We start from the raw sequence: 18,556 nt of genomic DNA on the forward strand, positions 1-18,556 counted from the left end.
ATGAAGTCTGTAGCTGAATTACTCGGAAGCCGAAGAGTTCAGCGAGGACTTGAACGCTGCGTCAGCCGAGGAGGTGCCTGGGCGCTTTTCCAGCGTCCACCCCTCGGAGTTGCGCTGCGGTGCCACAGACAGTGCCAAGGCACCGGCCGGGACGTTCTTGCGGACGATGGCTCCGGCTCCGGTGTAGGCGCCGTCCCCGATTTCAACCGGGGCAACGAATACGGTGTTGGAGCTGGTGCGCACATGCGAACCGATCTTGGTGCGGTGCTTCTTTTCGCCATCGTAGTTTGCGGTGATGTTGCCGCAGCCGATATTGGTGAATTCACCGATTTCAGCATCTCCGGCGTAGCCGAGGTGCGAGAGCTTGGAGCCACGGCCAATCGTGACGTTCTTGGTTTCGTAGAAGGCGCCGATCTTGCCATCCGCACCGAGGTCGGTGCCGGGACGCAGGTAGGCGAACGGGCCAACCGAGGCGCCATCAGCGATGCGCGAGTCGGTGGCGTCGGTGCGCTTCACGGTAGCGCGCTGGCCAACAACCACGTTGGTCAGGGTGCTGTCCGGGCCAACGGTGGCATTGGCGCCGATGATGGTCTCGCCGTGCAGCTGGGTGCCTGGCTTGAGGGTGGCGTCCTGGCCGATCATGACGTCAGCGTCGATCCACGTGGTCGCCGGATCAACGATGGTCACGCCCTGGCGCATCCAGAATTCGGTCTTGCGCTCGTTGTAGATGCGGGCCAGATTGGAAACCTGGACGCGGTCGTTGGCGCCCTCGATCTGCCAGCGGTCAGCGATCTGCGAGGAGGCGACGCGGCCACCGCGGCCGCGGGCGATGGCGAGCACATCGGTCAGGTACATTTCGCCCTGCGCATTTTCGGTGGTGACCTCGGTCAGCGCCGAACGCAGGATCTGGGCATCGAAAGCGTAGATGCCGGAGTTGATTTCCTTGATCAGCAGTTCTTCTGCCGAAGCGTCCTTCTGCTCGCGGATTCCTGCAACCTCGCCCTGTTCATCGCGCAGGATGCGGCCGTAGCCGTTAGGGTCATCCAATTCGGTGGTCAGCACGGTCACGGAGTTGCGGTTCGACTCGTGCGTAGCAACCAGTTCCTGGAGCACCTCGCTGGTGAGCAACGGCACATCGCCATAGGTCACCACAACGGTGCCTTCAAGCGATGGGTCCACGGCTTCCAAGCCCAACTGCACGGCGCGGCCGGTACCCGGGATTTCATCCTGGTCGGCAATGGTGATGGAAGGGAACTGTCCCAGAATGTGCTCTGCGACCAGATCACGCTGGTGGCGGACCACCGCTACCAGGTTCTGCGGCTCCAACGCGGAAGCCGCGTAGAGTGCGTGGCCAATCATGGACCGACCTGCGATTTCATGCATGATCTTCGGCTTCGCCGATTTCATGCGAGTGCCAGCGCCGGCGGCTAGGACGATGACAGCTACTGGTGCGTTGACCTGATCACTCAAGTGCATTCTCCTGCAAATTGGATTCAAGGTTTTGGGCAGAGAAGTAAAACCTCAAAGCAAGTCTATCGCGAGCTTCGGGGTGCGCTGAAACTGTTTAAAAAATAAAAGCGCCACTTGCGTGACGCTTCATCATTGGTTCCGCCCCTAGGATTCGAACCTAGAATGCACAGCTCCAAAGGCTGGCGTGTTGCCATTACACCAGGGCGGAAAATGGCTTGCGCAGGTCATGCCCGACAAGCACGCTAATTATTCTGCCATGATCAGCCCAATGTGCGAAATCGCAAAACACCGTAGCTAAACTCACTTTTATTCTCTGCTTTAAACTGCCCAAGTCCTCTGGCACGGCACACGCTCAGATGGTCCTGCCAGGGCCTCGATTTGCTCCCGGAACGTAAAATGGAAATTGTGGCTCATTTACTCGGGGGCGAAGCCCTACATCTGGAATATCCCACCCATGTCGTTTTCGACTCGGTAACCATCGGCATTTCCGATGGCGACCGCATCGGCCTGGTGGGTCGCAACGGCGAAGGCAAGTCCTCGCTGCTCGGCATGCTCTCCGACAGGATCGAGCCCAACTCCGGGCGTGTTACCAAGCGCAACGGCCTGCGCGTGGGCGTGCTGGACCAGTCAGACACCCTGGATCCCGAAGCGACCGTGCACTTCTGCGTGGTGGGCGAGATGGACGACCACGAGTGGGCCGGCGAAGCGCGCATCCGCGACATCATCTCCGGGCTGGTCGCCGACCTGGACTGGGAAGCGAAGGTCAGCACCCTCTCCGGCGGCCAGCGCCGCCGCGTGGCTCTGGCCGCGCTGCTGGTGCAGGACTGGGACGTCGTCATCCTGGACGAACCGACCAACCACCTGGATGTCGAAGGCATCTCCTGGCTCGCCGAGCACATCAATAACCGCTGGTCCAAGAACGCCGGCGGCCTGATGGTCGTCACCCACGACCGCTGGTTCCTCGACGCGGTCTGCACCACCACCTGGGAAGTGCACGACCGCCTGGTCGAGCCCTTCGAGGGCGGTTACGCCGCCTACGTGCTGCAGCGCGTGGAACGCGACCGCATCGCCGCGGTCACCGAAAACAAGCGCCAGAACATGATGAAGAAGGAACTGGCCTGGCTGCGCCGCGGCGCCCCGGCCCGTACCTCCAAGCCGAAGTTCCGCATTGAGGCAGCCAACCAGCTGATCGCCGATGTCCCGCCGGCACGCAACCCGCTGGAGTTGCAGAAGATGGCCACCAGCCGGCTGGGCAAGGACGTCATCGACCTGCTGGACACGGAGGTCTCCTTCGGCGCCAAGCAAGTACTCAAGCCCTTCACCTGGCGCATCGGCCCGGGCGAACGCACCGGCCTGCTCGGTGCCAACGGTGCCGGCAAATCCACCTTGCTGGGCCTGATCGCCGGGACCGTGGAGCCAACTGGCGGCAAGATCAAGCGCGGCCAGACCGTGAAGCTGGCCGTGCTGGACCAGCAGTTCCGCGAACTGGAGCAGATCGGCCAGGACAAGGTCCGCGAAATCCTCGCCCGCTACCGCACCACGTTCAATGTGGATGGCAAGGACCTGACCCCGGCCCAGCTGCTGGAGCGCCTGGGCTTCTCCTCGGCACACCTGTCGACCAAGGTTGCTGAACTCTCCGGCGGCCAGCGCCGCCGCTTGCAGCTGCTGATGATCCTGATGGATGAGCCCAACGTGATGATCCTCGATGAGCCCACCAATGATGTCGATACCGACATGCTGGCGGCCCTGGAAGACCTGCTGGATTCCTGGCCCGGCACCTTGATCGTGGTCTCCCACGACCGCTACCTGCTCGAACGCGTCACCGACCAGCAGTACGCGATCCTGAACGGCAACTTCCGCCACGTGCCCGGCGGCGTGGACGAGTACCTGTTGCTGCGAGCTGCCGAAGGTTCCACTGGCGGGTCCAATCCTTCGCAGGCTTCTTCCGAAACTGCCGCCAAGCCTGCTGGCCCTTCGGGCGCAGAGCTGCGTGCCGCGCAGAAGGAACTGAATGCCAATGAACGCAAGGTCGGCCAGCTAGAGGAAAAGATCGCCAAGGTCCACGCCAAGATGGCCGATCATGACCAGAGCGACTATGAAGGGCTGGGCAAGTTCACCGCTGAGATCAACGAGTATCAAGCGCAGATCGACGAATTGGAAGAACGGTGGCTGGAACTGTCCGAGCTGCTCGGATAGCGTCTGCGTACTGTGACTGAGCTGGAGGGTCCGGAAACGGTCATTGTTGAGACACACGCAGACGAGTTAAGGCGACGCTACTGTTAGTTTATTTGGTACTGGCTTGCCACGTTACTGGCTGTGTACGGTTCCTAAAATATCACTGCCGTGCGCCTTTAGAAGGGTCCCTGCGACAGTCCCGTCGACGATTCATTGGTGAGGGAATCCAGCTCTCCAGCTACTTGCGACGCCACACGGATGTATTCCAGAGCTGATTCAAGGCTTATATCTCCCACCCCATGAGCGGCGGCATTTCGAAGCGAAGCTAGTTCGGTCACAGCATTTTTTCAGATTACTGGGGGCGGAGGAATCTCTTCGAAAGGCGGTGATGGACGATCCAGCACGTGAGGGCTAGGAACCAACAGCCTTAAGATACTTTCCGACTTGCCGCTCAACCTCGAGAAATGCGTTAATAACCCCGGCCGATGGTTTCACCTTCGCGAGTTGCGATGAGAGCTCGTCCGATGGCTCAGAGCCAACAGTCTGCTCTTGACCTAAACTCTTGATTCCTTCGGACAGGACTTTGACTGCAGCGGTGCTCCACGAAGCCTCAAGCCAAGGACTTTTCAGGCTTTCCATGCTGGGCAAACGGTCTTTTATCGCTTCCAAGAGACTTTCTAATCCAGTGCGGAACTTCATAAGTAGAAAAATGACGGCCAGTGGCCGAGCAAGAGAAGCTACCACCGACGAAATAGAGACGAAGACGTCGGGCCAAAGATCGTGCGCTGACGTTTCGACTGGAAAAAAATATACTGCAAACAATGAATACACCACCCGCACTTTCCAAAATGGAGTGATGTCGATCAAGGACGTCTTGGGATGGGCCACCAACCCAATCGTCGGGCCAGCCATGATCGCGACCAAGCCCGAGCCGGAGCGTGCTGCGATCAAGGACGAACTCGACGCCTTGAATGCAAATCCAGCGGCAAAATACCGTAGGCTTCCAATGTCCGATTTCCCATTCTTCCGTCATTTCCCGACGTTGCTGGAAGACCGCCTGAACCACCGAGATGATCCGCAGTTCTTTTCCGAGAGCTGCGTCGAGCGCGAGGAAGCGGCACGCATCGAAGTTCCAATCGCCCACATTGGCGGTTGGTTCGACCTCTTTACCCGCAATACGGTGCGGCAGTTCGAGCTGGCCAGCGAGATGGCATCGACCGATCAGCTCCTGGTCGTCGGCCCGTGGCAGCACGGAAACTTCGTCAGCGAAAAATTGTCTGGCGTCAAACTTCCTGGCAGCACGGTGGATACCAACCAGATCGTGTTCGATTGGATCGCATCGCGCAATCGAGACAGCAAGCGAGATGAGTCGAGCCCATCGGCGTACATCTACGTTTTGGGTGCCAACAAGTGGCGCGCTGAGCAACAGTGGCCCATCGCTGGAACCAAGGTCACCTCCCACTACCTTCGCGCCGACAACAGGCTCAGCGTAGATCCAGGCCCAGAAGGTGAACGCTCATTCGACTACGATCCGCGCAACCCATACGATGCCAAGTCCGTCGTTGGTGGCCTGCCCGATGTCGGAGCACATCACGACCACCCTGGGGTCCTGGTCTACCAATCGGACGTGCTTACTGTCCCGGTCGAGATTACCGGATGGCCAAGCGTCGAGCTCAAAGCTCGAACCTCCTCCACAGACGTCGACTGGCTGGTTGAGCTGAATGTCGTTTCAGCATATGGAACCTCGCGGCTTTACAGCGAAGGCATCACCCGCGCACGGTACCGGAATGGCCGGGACAAGCCCGAGGCCGTGGTGCCAGGCGAAGAAGTCACCTACACCATCGAGATGCGCCCGACCTCGGTCCAAGTCCAACCCGGAGAAAGGATTGAAATTGCCATCTCGGGCGGCAAGTTCCCCACCTACGAACGCAACCCAGGCAGCTTCATCGACCTGAATACGTGCACCGAAGATGACATGGTCGTCTCGCACAACGACATCTTGTCCGGCGTAACCGGTTCCAAGGTGAATCTGCCCATCGTTTCAGTCGAAGCACAGGGGGAATGGATCAAGAACCCTTGGCCTGGTTCCCTCAAGTGGCGCCTGACCATGGGCTTGACGGCACGGGCGCTGATGTCGGTTTCAGGGCACGCGACGACCTGAGCTGAATACTGGCAACTGCCCCGTGGCGCTGAGCGCGCCACGGGGAATTGTGTTCGTACGCCGGTTATGTGGAGTGATTACACACAGCTGAAAGTCTCAGGATCATTCACCCCGCAGCGGGCGAAGGTCGAGCAACGGCATTGATATCTCGCAATGCCTGCATGAACCATGCGCGATCCGCCTAAATAAGGCCAAAGCGAATGAATCGCTCAACGACTAGAAATCATTGATAACGGAGCCCCAGACGCGGCTAGCTGACAATTCAGGCGACGACTACCTATAAACCTAGCGACGATGCGCCACTCGGGCGACCGTGACGACAAGAACCTCGTCCATCGCTTCATAAAGTACCCGGTAGTCACCAATACGAATCCGCCACGCGTTAGTTTCACCTACTAGTTTCTTACACCCGCTAGGACGAGGATCCCTCTCCAGATGAGCAATACCTAACAAAACGCGACGCCGTATACCAGGGTCTAGCTTCTTCAGTTCTTTAGCAGCCGAAGTGGTAAATTCGACGCGGCAAGAGGTCACGCGTCGAGCTCAGCGCGCAGTTCGCTGAGGCTAATGCGCTCGCCATCATCGACCAGCTTGGCGGCTCGATAATCGGCGACATCCCGGAACATCTCCAGTTGCTCCAAAAGCTCAAAATCTTCAGGTCCAATGAGGACCGCAGCAGGCTTTCCATTCTTCGTAATCTGCACACGCTCATGCCCATAGCTAGCACGGCTAACAGCATCAGCAAGACCATCGCGAAGTGCGCGAATCGTGACAGAGGAGGTGATGGAGTTCATTCTTCTACGATATCATTTGTGTACACAATATACATAATGGACAGTTTCAATTGAAAACTAAAGCATCGGCGGTGCGTGTCAAAATCGTCGTTTACGACACATCAATCAACTTCCCTTGACGATATTTTCGACAGTTGAAAAATCAACAGATTTTCCAAGTCATTTCGTAGTTAAACCCAGTTCCATAAACCGCCTATCCGTAAAGCACTCTTCCCACGAGTATTGATACATCTAGGCTCATTGGATATCTCTTGGGGCTTACCAGGCGCTGATTAGTACCCCCAACGTGTGGCAATTTTTAGTGCTTCTGCTTTTGAATTCACATCCAACTTGCGGTATAGAGAACTAATCTGGGATTTAACAGTATTAGGCGAGACAAAAAGCTCATCTGCGATCTGACCGCGTGAACGGTCCGCACGCAGGCCTGCGAGCACACTGAGTTCACGATCAGTCAAAACAGGCCTGACTTCGACACTGGTGGGTGGCATAAAAATCTTCAATCTGCCCAGCTGATCGGAAGTAAGTTGCAGCAACTCTTCCAATTCCAACATGCTCCCGCTCATCCAAAACGGGGCCAAATCAATCAGCTCACCATCCAATGCATGTCGTTTTGCAATGTCCTCCAGGACGCCTTCCGGCAGCACCCCAATGTAACGTGCTGCTAGCCGCGTATTTCGGATCAGATTATCGTGCCGGGCTCCAGTCACTAAGCTCGGCGTTGCCGCCAGAACAGCAAGAGCCCCGTTGCGGTCCCCCCGATACAGTCGATACAGCGCACGGGTTGCAATGAGTTCAGGTGAAGAAGCGGGTATTGTGGACGCGCCTTGATGGTTCAACGCATTGAAACCACCCTCAACACCCAGAAATGCTGCGGCATGATGCAAGGCTCTACCGGCCATGGGTGAATTGGCTGCATAGGGGCGGGAGAGCACAAGTGCCCCCAGAATCCGGTGCGCTGCCTCTGCTCGATCAGTCGATGCCGCATGGATGGCAAGTAGCAGCGCGTGCACCGCCCAAAACTCATCGTTATCAGGCTCATCTGGCAGTTGACCAAGTACTGAACCCAATTTTCCGATATCCAACTCGGCGAAAGCCACGAATGCTTCGGCAAGTTCTGCAGCTCGACCGACCATTGCCGAACCCCAACGAACCTTGGAATGATGATGGCGGAAGCTTACGAGCCAGCGACGAGCAGCACGGGTGTTGCCTTCCTGAGCATGAACCAGCGACAATTTGGATGCTGCATCCGCGGCAATAAAATGGTTTTCCGTAACCTCGGCCAAGGACCACGCAGATTCGTAAGCGGCTGCCGCCGCAGGGCGTTCGTTGGCGATATCCATCGACATTCCGGCATGTAATTCAGCCATGGCTGCCAACGATGGTCTGACATTGCCAGCAGCTGTTGCCTGCCGGACCGCACGACGTAGACGGCGTGCGGCATCTGCCCCTTCGGAACCGTAGTGGCCGTGGAACCTCAGTATTCCCAACTCAACCAAGCCCGCGAAGATAGCCTCAGATTTCGGTTGCCTATAGAGCTCGATGGTGTGCTCGCGTAGCAATTGGGCAGTCTGATCCGTCAAATAGTCAGGCTCCGTTGTCGGAAAAGGAATAACCATCCGGTCTTTAACGGCCGCGGCAGCGATCTTCATCGCAGGACCATAGATTTGCGATCGTCGAGTAGCCCATCGAGGCAACCGGGTGCCTGCCTCGAATAGGAGACGTGGCTCAGTGGTAAAAAGGTCCACCCACCCATCGACGAGGACGGTGGAAAGAGCCCGCCACGAATGTCTGCCTAGTGCTGAACGTACGGCCTCGCCGGTTCTTCCAGCCGCATGCATGGATTCGATGGCGTGCTCGTGGAGCCACTGTGCACGCTGGGGCTCCCGCCACTCCAAGTCGTCAATAATCACCTGCCGAAGCAATTGGGGCATAGCCCAGTCCCCGGACAGGGAGCGTTGTGCCATGGCCGCGCGGCTAAGGGCCGAGATACTTGGAGGGTTTGGATAACGATCGCCATAGAAAGCTACCATGAGATCTTCAGTAAGTTCAGGAAGGAACGCGCACTCCCTCAATATGCCTTCAGGATCAAGAGCATCAATCCATGGCAAGGCTGCACGACGCAGCGCATTGACTGCAGCATTTTGATTAGAGGAATCCGCCAAGAGACTACGCACACAACCAGGCCAACCACCGGTCAGTTGCCATAATCTTTCTGCATCAGGGAAATCTTCTCCGGTCAACGTGGATATATCTGAAGCGGTTAAGAAAAGATCCTTGAAATCAACAACGTGAGCATTGAAATGGCGCAGCATCTTGGCGGCGGGAAAATCAGCAGGAAGAATGACCGCTATGCGTGTGTTGGGTGCACGCATCTGCTGTTCGGCAATTTTATCGAAGATCTCCTCGGGCGGAATACCCACGTTGATCAGCTCGCCTTGGCCATCGAGCCATCGTAGAGCCACCCGGTGCCGATTCGATTCTTGCGGCGCATAGATCAACAACAAGCGTATCTCCGGATCGAGGCTTGGGGCTATCCGGTCCCATAAAATCTCGGCAACAAGTTCTTCAGCGGGAGGCCTTGACTGCGTTTGGGGGTCCATGCCCAAATTATATCTTTTGACTTGGGATCTTTCGGAAGGAGTTCCGGGTAGTTTTTTGACACAGGGGCACCGCCGGACTTTAGCTCACACGGTCGAGAAATATTGCTAGGAATAGGGCAATGCCCGGATCTCCTAAATGGGAAATCCGGGCATTGCTTTTTGTATTACTTCAAGAGCTGACTAGCTGTGACGTCCGCGAGTGCGTCGAGCCAAAACTAAACCAGCCGCCGTCAAGACCAAACCAAGCGCCAGTAGCCACAAGGCAGTGAAACCGGTGCTAGCCAGTCCATCGTCTTTTGGCTTCTGCGTCTGCTGCGGTTCCTCGGAACCATCCACAGAGTCCGAGCCTGAAGGCTGATCAGACTTCTCAGCAGAGGTTGGATCCTGTGAAGGATCCTTGCTCTTCTCTGGCGACTCGGTTGAATCTTCTGCAGGTTCCTCGGTTGGATCCGTCGGGCTCGGCTCAGTTGGATCCGTCGGGCTCGGCTCAGTTGGATCCGTCGGGCTCGGCTCAGTTGGATCCGTCGGGCTCGGCTCAGTTGGATCCGTCGGAGTCGGTTCAGGATCTTCGTCTAGATAGAAGCCGAAGTCGAGAGTCCCGTCGTGATCCCCATCTTCGGTCAGACCTTCAGACTTAGCTTCCCAAGTCGAAGAGTCCTTATCCCGGTCGGTACCATTTTCCTTGGTTGGCAGGTAGCCATCCAAAGCATCAGCGGATTCCTCCCGATCAATGACCACCGTGTAAGACTCTCCATCCTTCAAGACCGGAAGATCCTTGAAGTTGTAGTAGCCATTCTCGTCAGTGGTTACCGGACCGACTGGGTTCCCGTTGACATCAACAACTTCCTTGCCGTCCGGGCCGATCAGTTTCAGCACGACACCCTCAATTGGGTCTTCGTCCTTATCCTGAATTCCGTCGCGGTTCTTATCGACCCATACATAATCGCCCAAGGAAACCGAAGGTTCCTCAGTCGGCTCAGTCGGCTCCACGATAGGTTCCGTCGGAGTCGTAGGTTCCGTCGGTTCCGTCGGAGTCGTAGGTTCCGTCGGTTCCGTCGGAGTCGTAGGTTCCGTCGGAGTCGTAGGTTCCGTCGGTTCCGTCGGAGTCGTAGGTTCCGTCGGTTCCGTCGGAGTCGTAGGTTCCGTCGGAGTCGTAGGTTCCGTCGGAGTCGTAGGTTCCGTCGGTTCCGTCGGAGTCGTAGGTTCCGTCGGAGTCGTAGGTTCCGTCGGTTCCGTCGGAGTCGTAGGTTCCGTCGGTTCCGTCGGAGTCGTAGGTTCCGTCGGAGTCGTAGGTTCCGTCGGAGTCGTAGGTTCCGTCGGTTCCGTCGGAGTCGTAGGTTCCGTCGGCTCCACGGTAGGTTCCGTCGGAGTCGTAGGTTCCGTCGGCTCCACCGTAGGTTCCGTCGGAGTCGTAGGTTCCGTCGGCTCCACCGTAGGTTCCGTCGGAGTCGTAGGTTCCGTCGGCTCCACCGTAGGTTCCGTCGGAGTCGTAGGTTCCGTCGGCTCCACGGTAGGTTCCGTCGGAGTCGTAGGTTCCGTCGGTTCCGTCGGCTCAACAGTTGGTTCAGTCGGCTCTGGTTCTGGTTTCAGAACCACACCGGCATCCCACGTTGGGTCGATACCCTCAGTAGCCTTGAACTCCTGATCGGCGTAATCCTTGGTCAACGAAGAATTCTCGTCATCCAAGGTGAACTTGATAGTCAGGCCAGACTTCGGATCAGCATCCGAGTCATTCGCATCATCTTCCCCAGCATCCTGCGAAGTAAATTCATACTTCTCAGCCTGCTCGGCAGTCAGCTCGAACTTGACCTGGTAATCGCCGGCCAGCAGCTCATCAAAGATATAGCGGCCATTCTTATCGGTAGTCGTCGAGGAAACTTCCTCACCGTTACCGTCAAGCAGAATTACCTTGACGCCATCAAGAACTTCAGAATCGCCTTGCAACCCATCATTGTTCTTATCAACCCAGACATAGTCGCCCACGGCATAAGTCTTGACCGGCTCAGGCTTCAGTACAAAACCGAAGTCCAAGGTTGGATCGTGCTGACCATCTTCGGTCAGACCCTCCGACTTGGCTTCCCAAGTCGATGAATCATTCTCACGGCTATCTTCCGTCTCAACAGTTGGCACATAAGGAGCCAAAGCTTCCTTAGATGCTTCTCGGTCGATGCTCACCGTGTAGGACTTACCTTCTTCGAGTACAGGAAGGTCCTTGAACTCGTAGAAACCGTTCTCATCGGTAGTAGTCGGTTCAACAGGATTACCGTTGACATCTACTACAGGTTTGCCATCTGGACCAACAAGAGTCAGAACAACATCCTTGATGCCCTTTTCATCCTCATCCTGTAGTCCGTCGTTGTTCTCATCAACCCAAACGTAGTCACCAACGGAGACCCGTGGTTCCTCTGGAGCAATAACAAAACCGAAGTCCAACGTTGGATCATGCTCGCCATCTTCAGTCAAACCCTCCGAAATGGCTTCCCAAGTCGACGAATCATTCTCACGGCTACCATCGGTCTCAATCGTTGGCACGTAAGGAGCCAACGGTTCCTTAGACGCTTCTCGATCAATGCTCACCGTGTAGGACTGCCCCTCTTCGAGTACAGGAAGATCCTTGAACTCGTAGAAACCATTCTCATCGGTAGTGGTCGGTTCAACAGGGTTACCGTTGACATCCACTACTGGCTCACCATCTGGTCCAACAAGCTTCAGAACGACATCCTTGATGCCCTTCTCATCCTCATCTTGGATTCCGTCACGGTTTTCATCGACCCAGACGTAGTCACCAACGGAGACCTTCGGAGCAATGAACCCGAAGTCCAGGGTTGGATCACGCTGACCGTCTTCAGTCAGGTCACCCGACTCAGCTTCCCAAGTCGAGGAATCTTTATCTCGATCGGCGCCGTTTTCCTTGGTTGGCACGTAAGGAGCCAATGGTTCCTTCGACGCGTCCTGATCAATGATCACCTTGTAGGACTGCCCCTCTTCAAGTACAGGAAGATCCTTGAACTCGTAGAAACCATTCTCATCGGTAGTAGTCGGTTCAACAGGGTTACCGTTGACATCCACTACTGGCTCACCATCTGGTCCAACAAGCTTCAGAACGACATCCTTGATGCCCTTCTCATCCTCATCTTGGATTCCGTCACGGTTTTCATCGATCCAGACATAGTCACCAACGGAAACCTTCGGAATCGTGACGAAACCGAAGTCCAACGTTGGATCATGATCGTCATTTTCAGTCAAACCCTCCGAAATGGCTTCCCAAGTCGACGAATCATTCTCACGACTGTCGTCAGTCTCGATGGTCGGAATGTAAGGAGCCAAAGGTTCCTTCGACGCTTCACGATCGATGCTCACCGTGTAGGACTGTCCATCTTCGAGAACCGGCAGGTTGTCAAAGACGTAGTAGCCGTTTTCGTCGGTGGTGGTTGGCCCAACAGGCTTCCCGTTGACATCCACTACTGGCTTGCCATCCGGCCCGGTGATGGTCAGAACGACATCCTTGATGCCCTTCTCATCTTCATCCTGGATTCCGTCACGGTTTTCATCGATCCAGACATAGTCACCAACGGAAACCTTCGGGGTAACAAATCCGAAGTCCAAGGTTGGATCGTGCTGCCCGTCTTCAGTCAGCCCCTGTGAAATGGCTTCCCATGTCGACGAATCATTCTCACGACTGTCGTCAGTCTCGATGGTCGGAATGTAAGGAGCCAACGGTTCCTTAGAAGCTTCCCGATCGATAGTCACCTTGTAGGACTGTCCATCTTCGAGTACCGGCAGGTCCTTGAATTCATAGAATCCATTCTCATCGGTGATAGTTGCTTCAACGGGGTTGCCGTTGATATCAACTACTGGTTCACCGTCAGGTCCAGCGAGTTTCAGAACGACATCCTTGATGCCCTTCTCATCTTCATCCTGGATTCCGTCACGGTTTTCATCGATCCAGACATAGTCGCCAACGGAGACCTTCGGGGTAACAAATCCGAAGTCCAAAGTTGGATCATGCTGGCCGTCTTCGGTCAGACCGGTAGAGGTTGCTTCCCACGTCGAGGAGTCATTCTCACGGCTATCATCTGTCTCGATGGTCGGAATGTAAGGAGCCAACGGTTCCTTCGACGCTTCGCGATCGATGCTCACCTTGTAGGACTGTCCGTCTTCGAGGACTGGTAGGTTCTCGAAGATGTAAAGGCCGTTCTCATCGGTCATGGTCGGCAGCACTGGGTTACCGAAGACATCGGTAACTTCCTTGCCATCCGGCCCGGCGAGGGTCAGAACGACATCCTTGATGCCCTTCTCATCCTCATCCTGCAGACCATCACGATTTTCATCGATCCAGACGTAGTCACCGACCGAGACCTTCTCCTTCTCCTCAGGCTTGAAGGTGATACCAGTCTTGATTGGCTCCTGGCTGCGGTAATCGGTTTGGCCATTTACCTGAGCCTGGGCTGCGTAACCAAAGGAGTTCCACGCCGGCGCGAAGTCCGAAGCGCCCTCGGGCATTTCAGTTTCCGAAACGGTGGTGAAGGTCAGCGATACTCTCTCGCCTGGCGCAAACCCTTCGGACGAATCCAGGACAAGTTTGATGCCCTTGATTTCCTTCGGATTAGCGGGACGCTCGGTGGTCCAGTTTCCGTCGCAACCAGCCCATGGATCCTGCATATTTGCGCCGGTTGGCTTGCACAGCGCAGGGTCGCCGGTCAGGTAAGAGAGCACCATGTCGGTTCCTGCAGGCACTTCTGGCAGCTTGATGTCCAAGAGGGTTGGAATCCACTGGGAACCACGCGGGGTGCTGGCTTGGGAACCCGTTACACCGGTGTCACCGATGTAGGGGAAGATATCCAGAATTTCCATGTGCTGCGCGTTGACGTTACCGGTGTTGGTGACGCTGAGGTTCCACTCGGCAATACCGCCCGGTTTGGTCTCCACGATGCATGGGTAACGATAGAATCCGCCTTCAAATTCGTAGCAGGTGTCAGCGTTTTCAACCTTAGAGTTGACGTTGTACACGCCGGTCTTCTCGGTCTGTCCACCTGTCAGAACCTCGCGAACGAGCTTACGTGATGAGTAGGCTTGGCCTTCGATGATCGAAACGAGATTGTCATCGCTGCTCTCTTCGGAGTTGTCACCGCTGAAGGTGACCTTGTTCTCCAGTTTTTCTTTCGCGTTCAGCCCTCCACGCACCGTGGTTGGGAGCTTCACGGTGATCGATTCGCCCGGGTACAGTTTGGTTCCCTCGGGGAAGCTGAACTTCAGAGAGTTGCCTTCTTCAACCGCAACAACCTTCGAGGTATCAACCGCGCTGCCTTCCGGCGCTTGGTTGAACTTCTTGTCAAAAGAATACGTAGTCAGCGACTGCCATTCAGGATCAAGAATCAGCTTCGGACCCTGAGCATCGCTTGGCAATATATCGGTAATGACAGGATTCAAGATCGCGTCGGTACCGTTGTTGGTGGCCGTGAACGTGTAGTTCAACTCACGGCCCGGCGCGATCTGACCGTTGCGAGCATCCGAAGTCTTAGAAACCTCGGAATGGGTCTTTCCCGGGTTGAATACCAGATCGTCGGTTGCGTCGTCGGTGTCACGATCCTTGCCCAGACGGGAGACCTCTGCCGAAGCAGTGTTCTCGGTTGCCAGTGCCTGGGTTTCGCCAGGATTACTCTGACCGTCTTCGAGTGCAATCAGTTCACCACTGCGCAGGGTGTACCGCGGCAGAACATTGAACTTGATGGTCGTGTCATTGCTGACAAGTTCTTCAAAGTTCCGACCTTCAGCAGTGACTCGAACGCCTTGAACCTGATCATTAGCAGGCGCAGTAGTAGTCCAGTCGCCGCCTTCAGCGACCAGCGTTCCATCCTTCGACACATACTCCGCACCGGTGAAGTACTCGATGGTGACATCGTAGACACGGCTGTTTGGGACGGGATCCCACCCGGCGAAGTCGAAGGTGTTCCAGAATGTTGGATCCTGATCCACAATCTGAACATAGTCGGCCTTGTGGGTTCCGCTATTAACGTTCAAGGTGACGTTTACCGGTGCGGGGTTACCGTTGCTGGTAAAGAAGTCGATCGGGCCTTCGGGGTTGAACGTCTTGGTCAAAGTTGCATTGAGATCCACCGAGTTTTCGGTGATGATCTCCAGCGGTGCCTGTGGTTCTTTGACAGCCGATTCGTCACCGCGCTGAACGGTCGCTACAGCCGTGTTAGGCAGAACGTAGCCGCGCTTGCCGTCAATACGGTCAAGCTCGGCCAATGCTGCGTCGATGGGTTGTGCCGGATCCGAGCCACGAAGGTCATCGCGCAGCTTGGTGCCAACAGAGACCCAGAACTCGGCGTCGCGTGGAACCAGCTTTTCGCCGTCCTTCGCGAGGCTGAATTCAAATGCTGTGACTTCTTCCCAGCTGCGTCCGTCCGAAAGCGTTGGGGTCAGAGCGTCCGCACCGGTGAAGTTCAGGTCCCCAGCAGCGGTCTTCAAAGTCAGGTGGGCTAGATCCTGGAGTGCTTCGTCAGACAGTCGCACACTGATACCTGTAATGTCAACGTAGTCAAAAGGATTAACCTCGCCGTCTTTCGAATCAACGATCGACAGCTTGTCGACACCATAGGTTGAAGTGTTCTTCGCCCATAGGCTCAAGGCGCTCGTTGGGTTCTTGTTCGTCGGCGCCTCGGAAACAGGTTTCTGAACGATGACGCTCGGGTCCCAAGACTTCGAACTTTGCAGCTGAATCTTCTTGTCGACCCAGACTGACCCTTCGGTATCGTCACCGTTGTTGACACCCAAGACGTTGTCGGTCTTCAACTCATCGGATAGCTCCGTAATGACCTCGAAGTTGACTAATGCCTGCACATCCTTGTCGTGCGGGAACGAGCCTGAATCGCGAGTGTAGGTAATCTGAACTCCGGTAGCACCTTCGGGCAAGATGGTGTTTTCGATTGCCTTGCCGTCTTCGGAGATGACCAAGTCATGCCAATCACCGCTGGCATCCTTATATTTTACAACGACCTTAGTGGCCCCCTGGGTAGCCGGCACCGAGATGCTGTTGGCCTTGAGTGCGGGGACCATTGATGAGAAGTCGTCGGTCTGCACGATCTCGCGGACGTCCATGTTGGTGTTGTTCTGATCAACCTTGGTGTTTAGCCAAACGGTAGTCTTGTCGCCCGGTATACCTTCGATGCGGTGAGGGGTAAACCCCTTGCCACCGATCAACGCGAATTTTGGCTCCTGGACCAGCAAGGTCGCATCGGCTTCGTCTTCGACGACATCTTGGTTTCCAGAGGGAGTGCCCTGGCCCAGAACAACGTTCTTGTAGCCGTCGGGAGAAACTGCGGTTGCCAGAACACCGAATTCGAACTCGTATCCAGATCCAGGGGCGAAAGTGCCGTCGAAGGAGATTTCAAAGCCCTTGACGTCACTACCCGCAGGAAGATTGTCAGGCAAGGAGATCTTTCCGTCATTGTTCTCAAGTAGGTATTCTATGCCGTCAACCGTCAGCACACCCGCGGTGGCTCCGGCTGGCCAGGTGCCGCCGTTGAACTGGTCGAAATCAATACCTTCGCCGAACGGTGAAGTACCCGTTGCGGGTTCCTTCAAAGTTAGATTAGTGAGATTTCGATTTGAGGTGTTGGTCAGTCCAAGCTTCACCGTAGAAGCATTGCGCCCTTCACCAATTTCTGCGGCATCACCAGCAACGACCAACTCCGGGGAGAAGGACTTCGTGGCATCTACCGTGTAGTTTGCCGACTCAATCACGAAGCTATCTTCAGCAGTGAAAGGGTCATTCTGTTCGCCGTTAGGGAGTACAGCGATGATGTTGGTTTCATTCGCGACCACAGCGGCTTCGGCACCATCGCGTAGGACGGTGTTCAGTGGAATCGATCCAGTTGTACCGTTGGCGATGATTCCGCCTTCGGTGTCGGTTGATTTCGTTGAGGTGAAGACGAATTTAAACCCGGTAATGGTTTTTAGATCAAAGCTCTCCGGGAATACAGGCGGTGCGTTAGGGTTGGCGGTTTCTAGAACCTGAGGTTCTGGCGCGTCACCCACGAAGTAGGAAACGACGAGTTCATCGGCACCCTCGGGGTAGACAATGTCACCGAATCCGGTGAATTCAACTGAAGCGAATGGAGCGGAATTGCCTGATGGCTCCTCGATGATCAGCGAAGTTGCGCCCACCTTTGAGGTGTTCTTGATTCCTCCGAGCGTCGCGCTGATGTTCTTATCAGCTCCTTGCTCCAGCACATCTTCGGACCACTGCTTAGTAATTTCGGCGTTGGGAGCCAGATCAATGTTCGGAACAACAGCTTCGGCTGGGTCCTTGATGGATCCAAGGTCAGAAGTGAGTTCTGCTTCGTTAATCAGCTGCTGGCCGTTGAATTTTGGGTCCGCGTTATCGGGGAACTTTGCCACGATGGTTATCGTGTAGTCGGTGCCATCGTTGATACCGATTTTCCCGGGGCGGTCCTCAGAGGTTTCATTGAAAGTCAGCTTTACCGAAGTGCCATCTTCCGAGGGTTCTTCGGTAATATCCTTCGCGAACCCGTTGTAATTAATGCTTTCCAGCACCAATGGTTCAGGAAGGGCATCAATCAGAAACGCATCGCTACACGGTTCAGTGTTTGAGGAGCAGCCCAGCTTGATCTCGTAGTTGACGAAATCGCCCGGACGAATCACTTCATTACTGGTCAGATTCTTTTCCAAGAACATGCCAGCACCGGCGGCGGCACGAGTACCAACTTGCGGTGCTATTGTGCCCTGAATATTATTTACTGCTGTGGACTCTTTGTCCGCTCTTGAATCACTTGCTTCTTGACCTTCCGGTCCGCCTTCTTGCGAGTCGGCGCTTGCGACAGCTGTATCTGCTACAGACGAATCGGAGGAAGGAGCGGCCACTGCTGGCGCTACACCTGCCATTCCAATTCCGACGGTTATCGCAAGGAACGAGGCAAGCATAGATTTCCAGCGTTTTGATACGCCAGATTCGTGCTCTATTCGCATTTTCATATTCCCAATTACCGTTGTTTAGCAGGGTGGTAAACACCCGTCTGGTTCCCTAAACGCAGACTTCCCCCACTGTGGACATCGCGAGTCTAGCAAGGTGATAAATGGGACTATCAGGTTGGAAATAGCTGAGGTCAGGGAAGGATTACTATGCGAATTTGCGCGTTATGCATACGAGCTAGATTTCCAGAAGCTCGCAACCACGGATTTTATGATCGAAGATCGCTATTCTCTCTCAGATACATTCATGCTGAGCCAAGTACGCGTTTCGATTTGAAAATTTTCATACCTTACTAAATTTGGCGTTGGAAAATGATTTTGACATGGCTATATTTAGAACAGCTCTCTCGGTGAGTAGC

General features: G+C 55.4%; 8 protein-coding genes and 1 tRNA gene. 2 read left to right on the top strand and 7 right to left on the bottom strand.

Translation table 11 applies throughout. From position 1 onward, the window contains the following. Positions 1–18 precede the first annotated feature (18 nt). Entirely contained in the window at positions 19–1,470 is a 1,452-nt protein-coding gene (gene glmU, locus AC1Z36_RS16605) for a bifunctional UDP-N-acetylglucosamine diphosphorylase/glucosamine-1-phosphate N-acetyltransferase GlmU (RefSeq protein WP_402735502.1), read from the bottom strand. Positions 1,471–1,603: 133 nt separating this feature from the next. Next, positions 1,604–1,678: transfer RNA gene (locus AC1Z36_RS16610), tRNA-Gln, on the bottom strand. Positions 1,679–1,875: 197 nt separating this feature from the next. Here AC1Z36_RS16610 and AC1Z36_RS16615 point away from each other — a divergent pair. After that, entirely contained in the window at positions 1,876–3,666 is a 1,791-nt protein-coding gene (locus AC1Z36_RS16615) for an ABC-F family ATP-binding cassette domain-containing protein (protein ID WP_105657291.1), read from the top strand. A 390-nt stretch (positions 3,667–4,056) separates the two neighbouring features. Here AC1Z36_RS16615 and AC1Z36_RS16620 read toward each other — a convergent pair whose 3' ends face one another. After that, positions 4,057–4,512: a hypothetical protein gene (locus tag AC1Z36_RS16620; protein WP_166650658.1), complete on the bottom strand. Its 456-nt coding sequence runs from the start codon at positions 4,510–4,512 to the stop codon at positions 4,057–4,059. Here AC1Z36_RS16620 and AC1Z36_RS16625 point away from each other — a divergent pair. Beyond that, positions 4,502–5,806 (top strand): CocE/NonD family hydrolase, encoded by a 1,305-nt coding sequence (locus AC1Z36_RS16625; RefSeq protein ID WP_402735501.1) that lies wholly within the window; start codon positions 4,502–4,504, stop codon positions 5,804–5,806. The two genes, AC1Z36_RS16620 and AC1Z36_RS16625, sit on opposite strands and share 11 nt — an antisense overlap. A 285-nt stretch (positions 5,807–6,091) precedes the next feature. Here AC1Z36_RS16625 and AC1Z36_RS16630 read toward each other — a convergent pair whose 3' ends face one another. The 4 genes from AC1Z36_RS16630 to AC1Z36_RS16645 form a co-directional block, all read right to left on the bottom strand. Continuing rightward, on the bottom strand, positions 6,092–6,340 hold the full coding sequence (locus tag AC1Z36_RS16630) for a type II toxin-antitoxin system RelE family toxin (RefSeq protein WP_105657094.1): 249 nt from the start codon (positions 6,338–6,340) through the stop codon (positions 6,092–6,094). Further along, complete coding sequence (locus AC1Z36_RS16635; RefSeq protein WP_105657093.1) at positions 6,337–6,600, bottom strand: type II toxin-antitoxin system Phd/YefM family antitoxin; 264 nt, start codon at positions 6,598–6,600, stop codon at positions 6,337–6,339. Before AC1Z36_RS16635 ends, AC1Z36_RS16630 begins: the two co-directional genes overlap by 4 nt. A 272-nt stretch (positions 6,601–6,872) precedes the next feature. Next, on the bottom strand, positions 6,873–9,200 hold the full coding sequence (locus AC1Z36_RS16640; protein WP_133833059.1) for a helix-turn-helix transcriptional regulator: 2,328 nt from the start codon (positions 9,198–9,200) through the stop codon (positions 6,873–6,875). Positions 9,201–9,380: 180 nt separating this feature from the next. After that, positions 9,381–17,903: an SdrD B-like domain-containing protein gene (locus AC1Z36_RS16645; protein WP_483561476.1), complete on the bottom strand. Its 8,523-nt coding sequence runs from the start codon at positions 17,901–17,903 to the stop codon at positions 9,381–9,383. Positions 17,904–18,556: the final 653 nt, after the last annotated feature.

Source organism: Glutamicibacter sp. BS14, assembly GCF_056934375.1.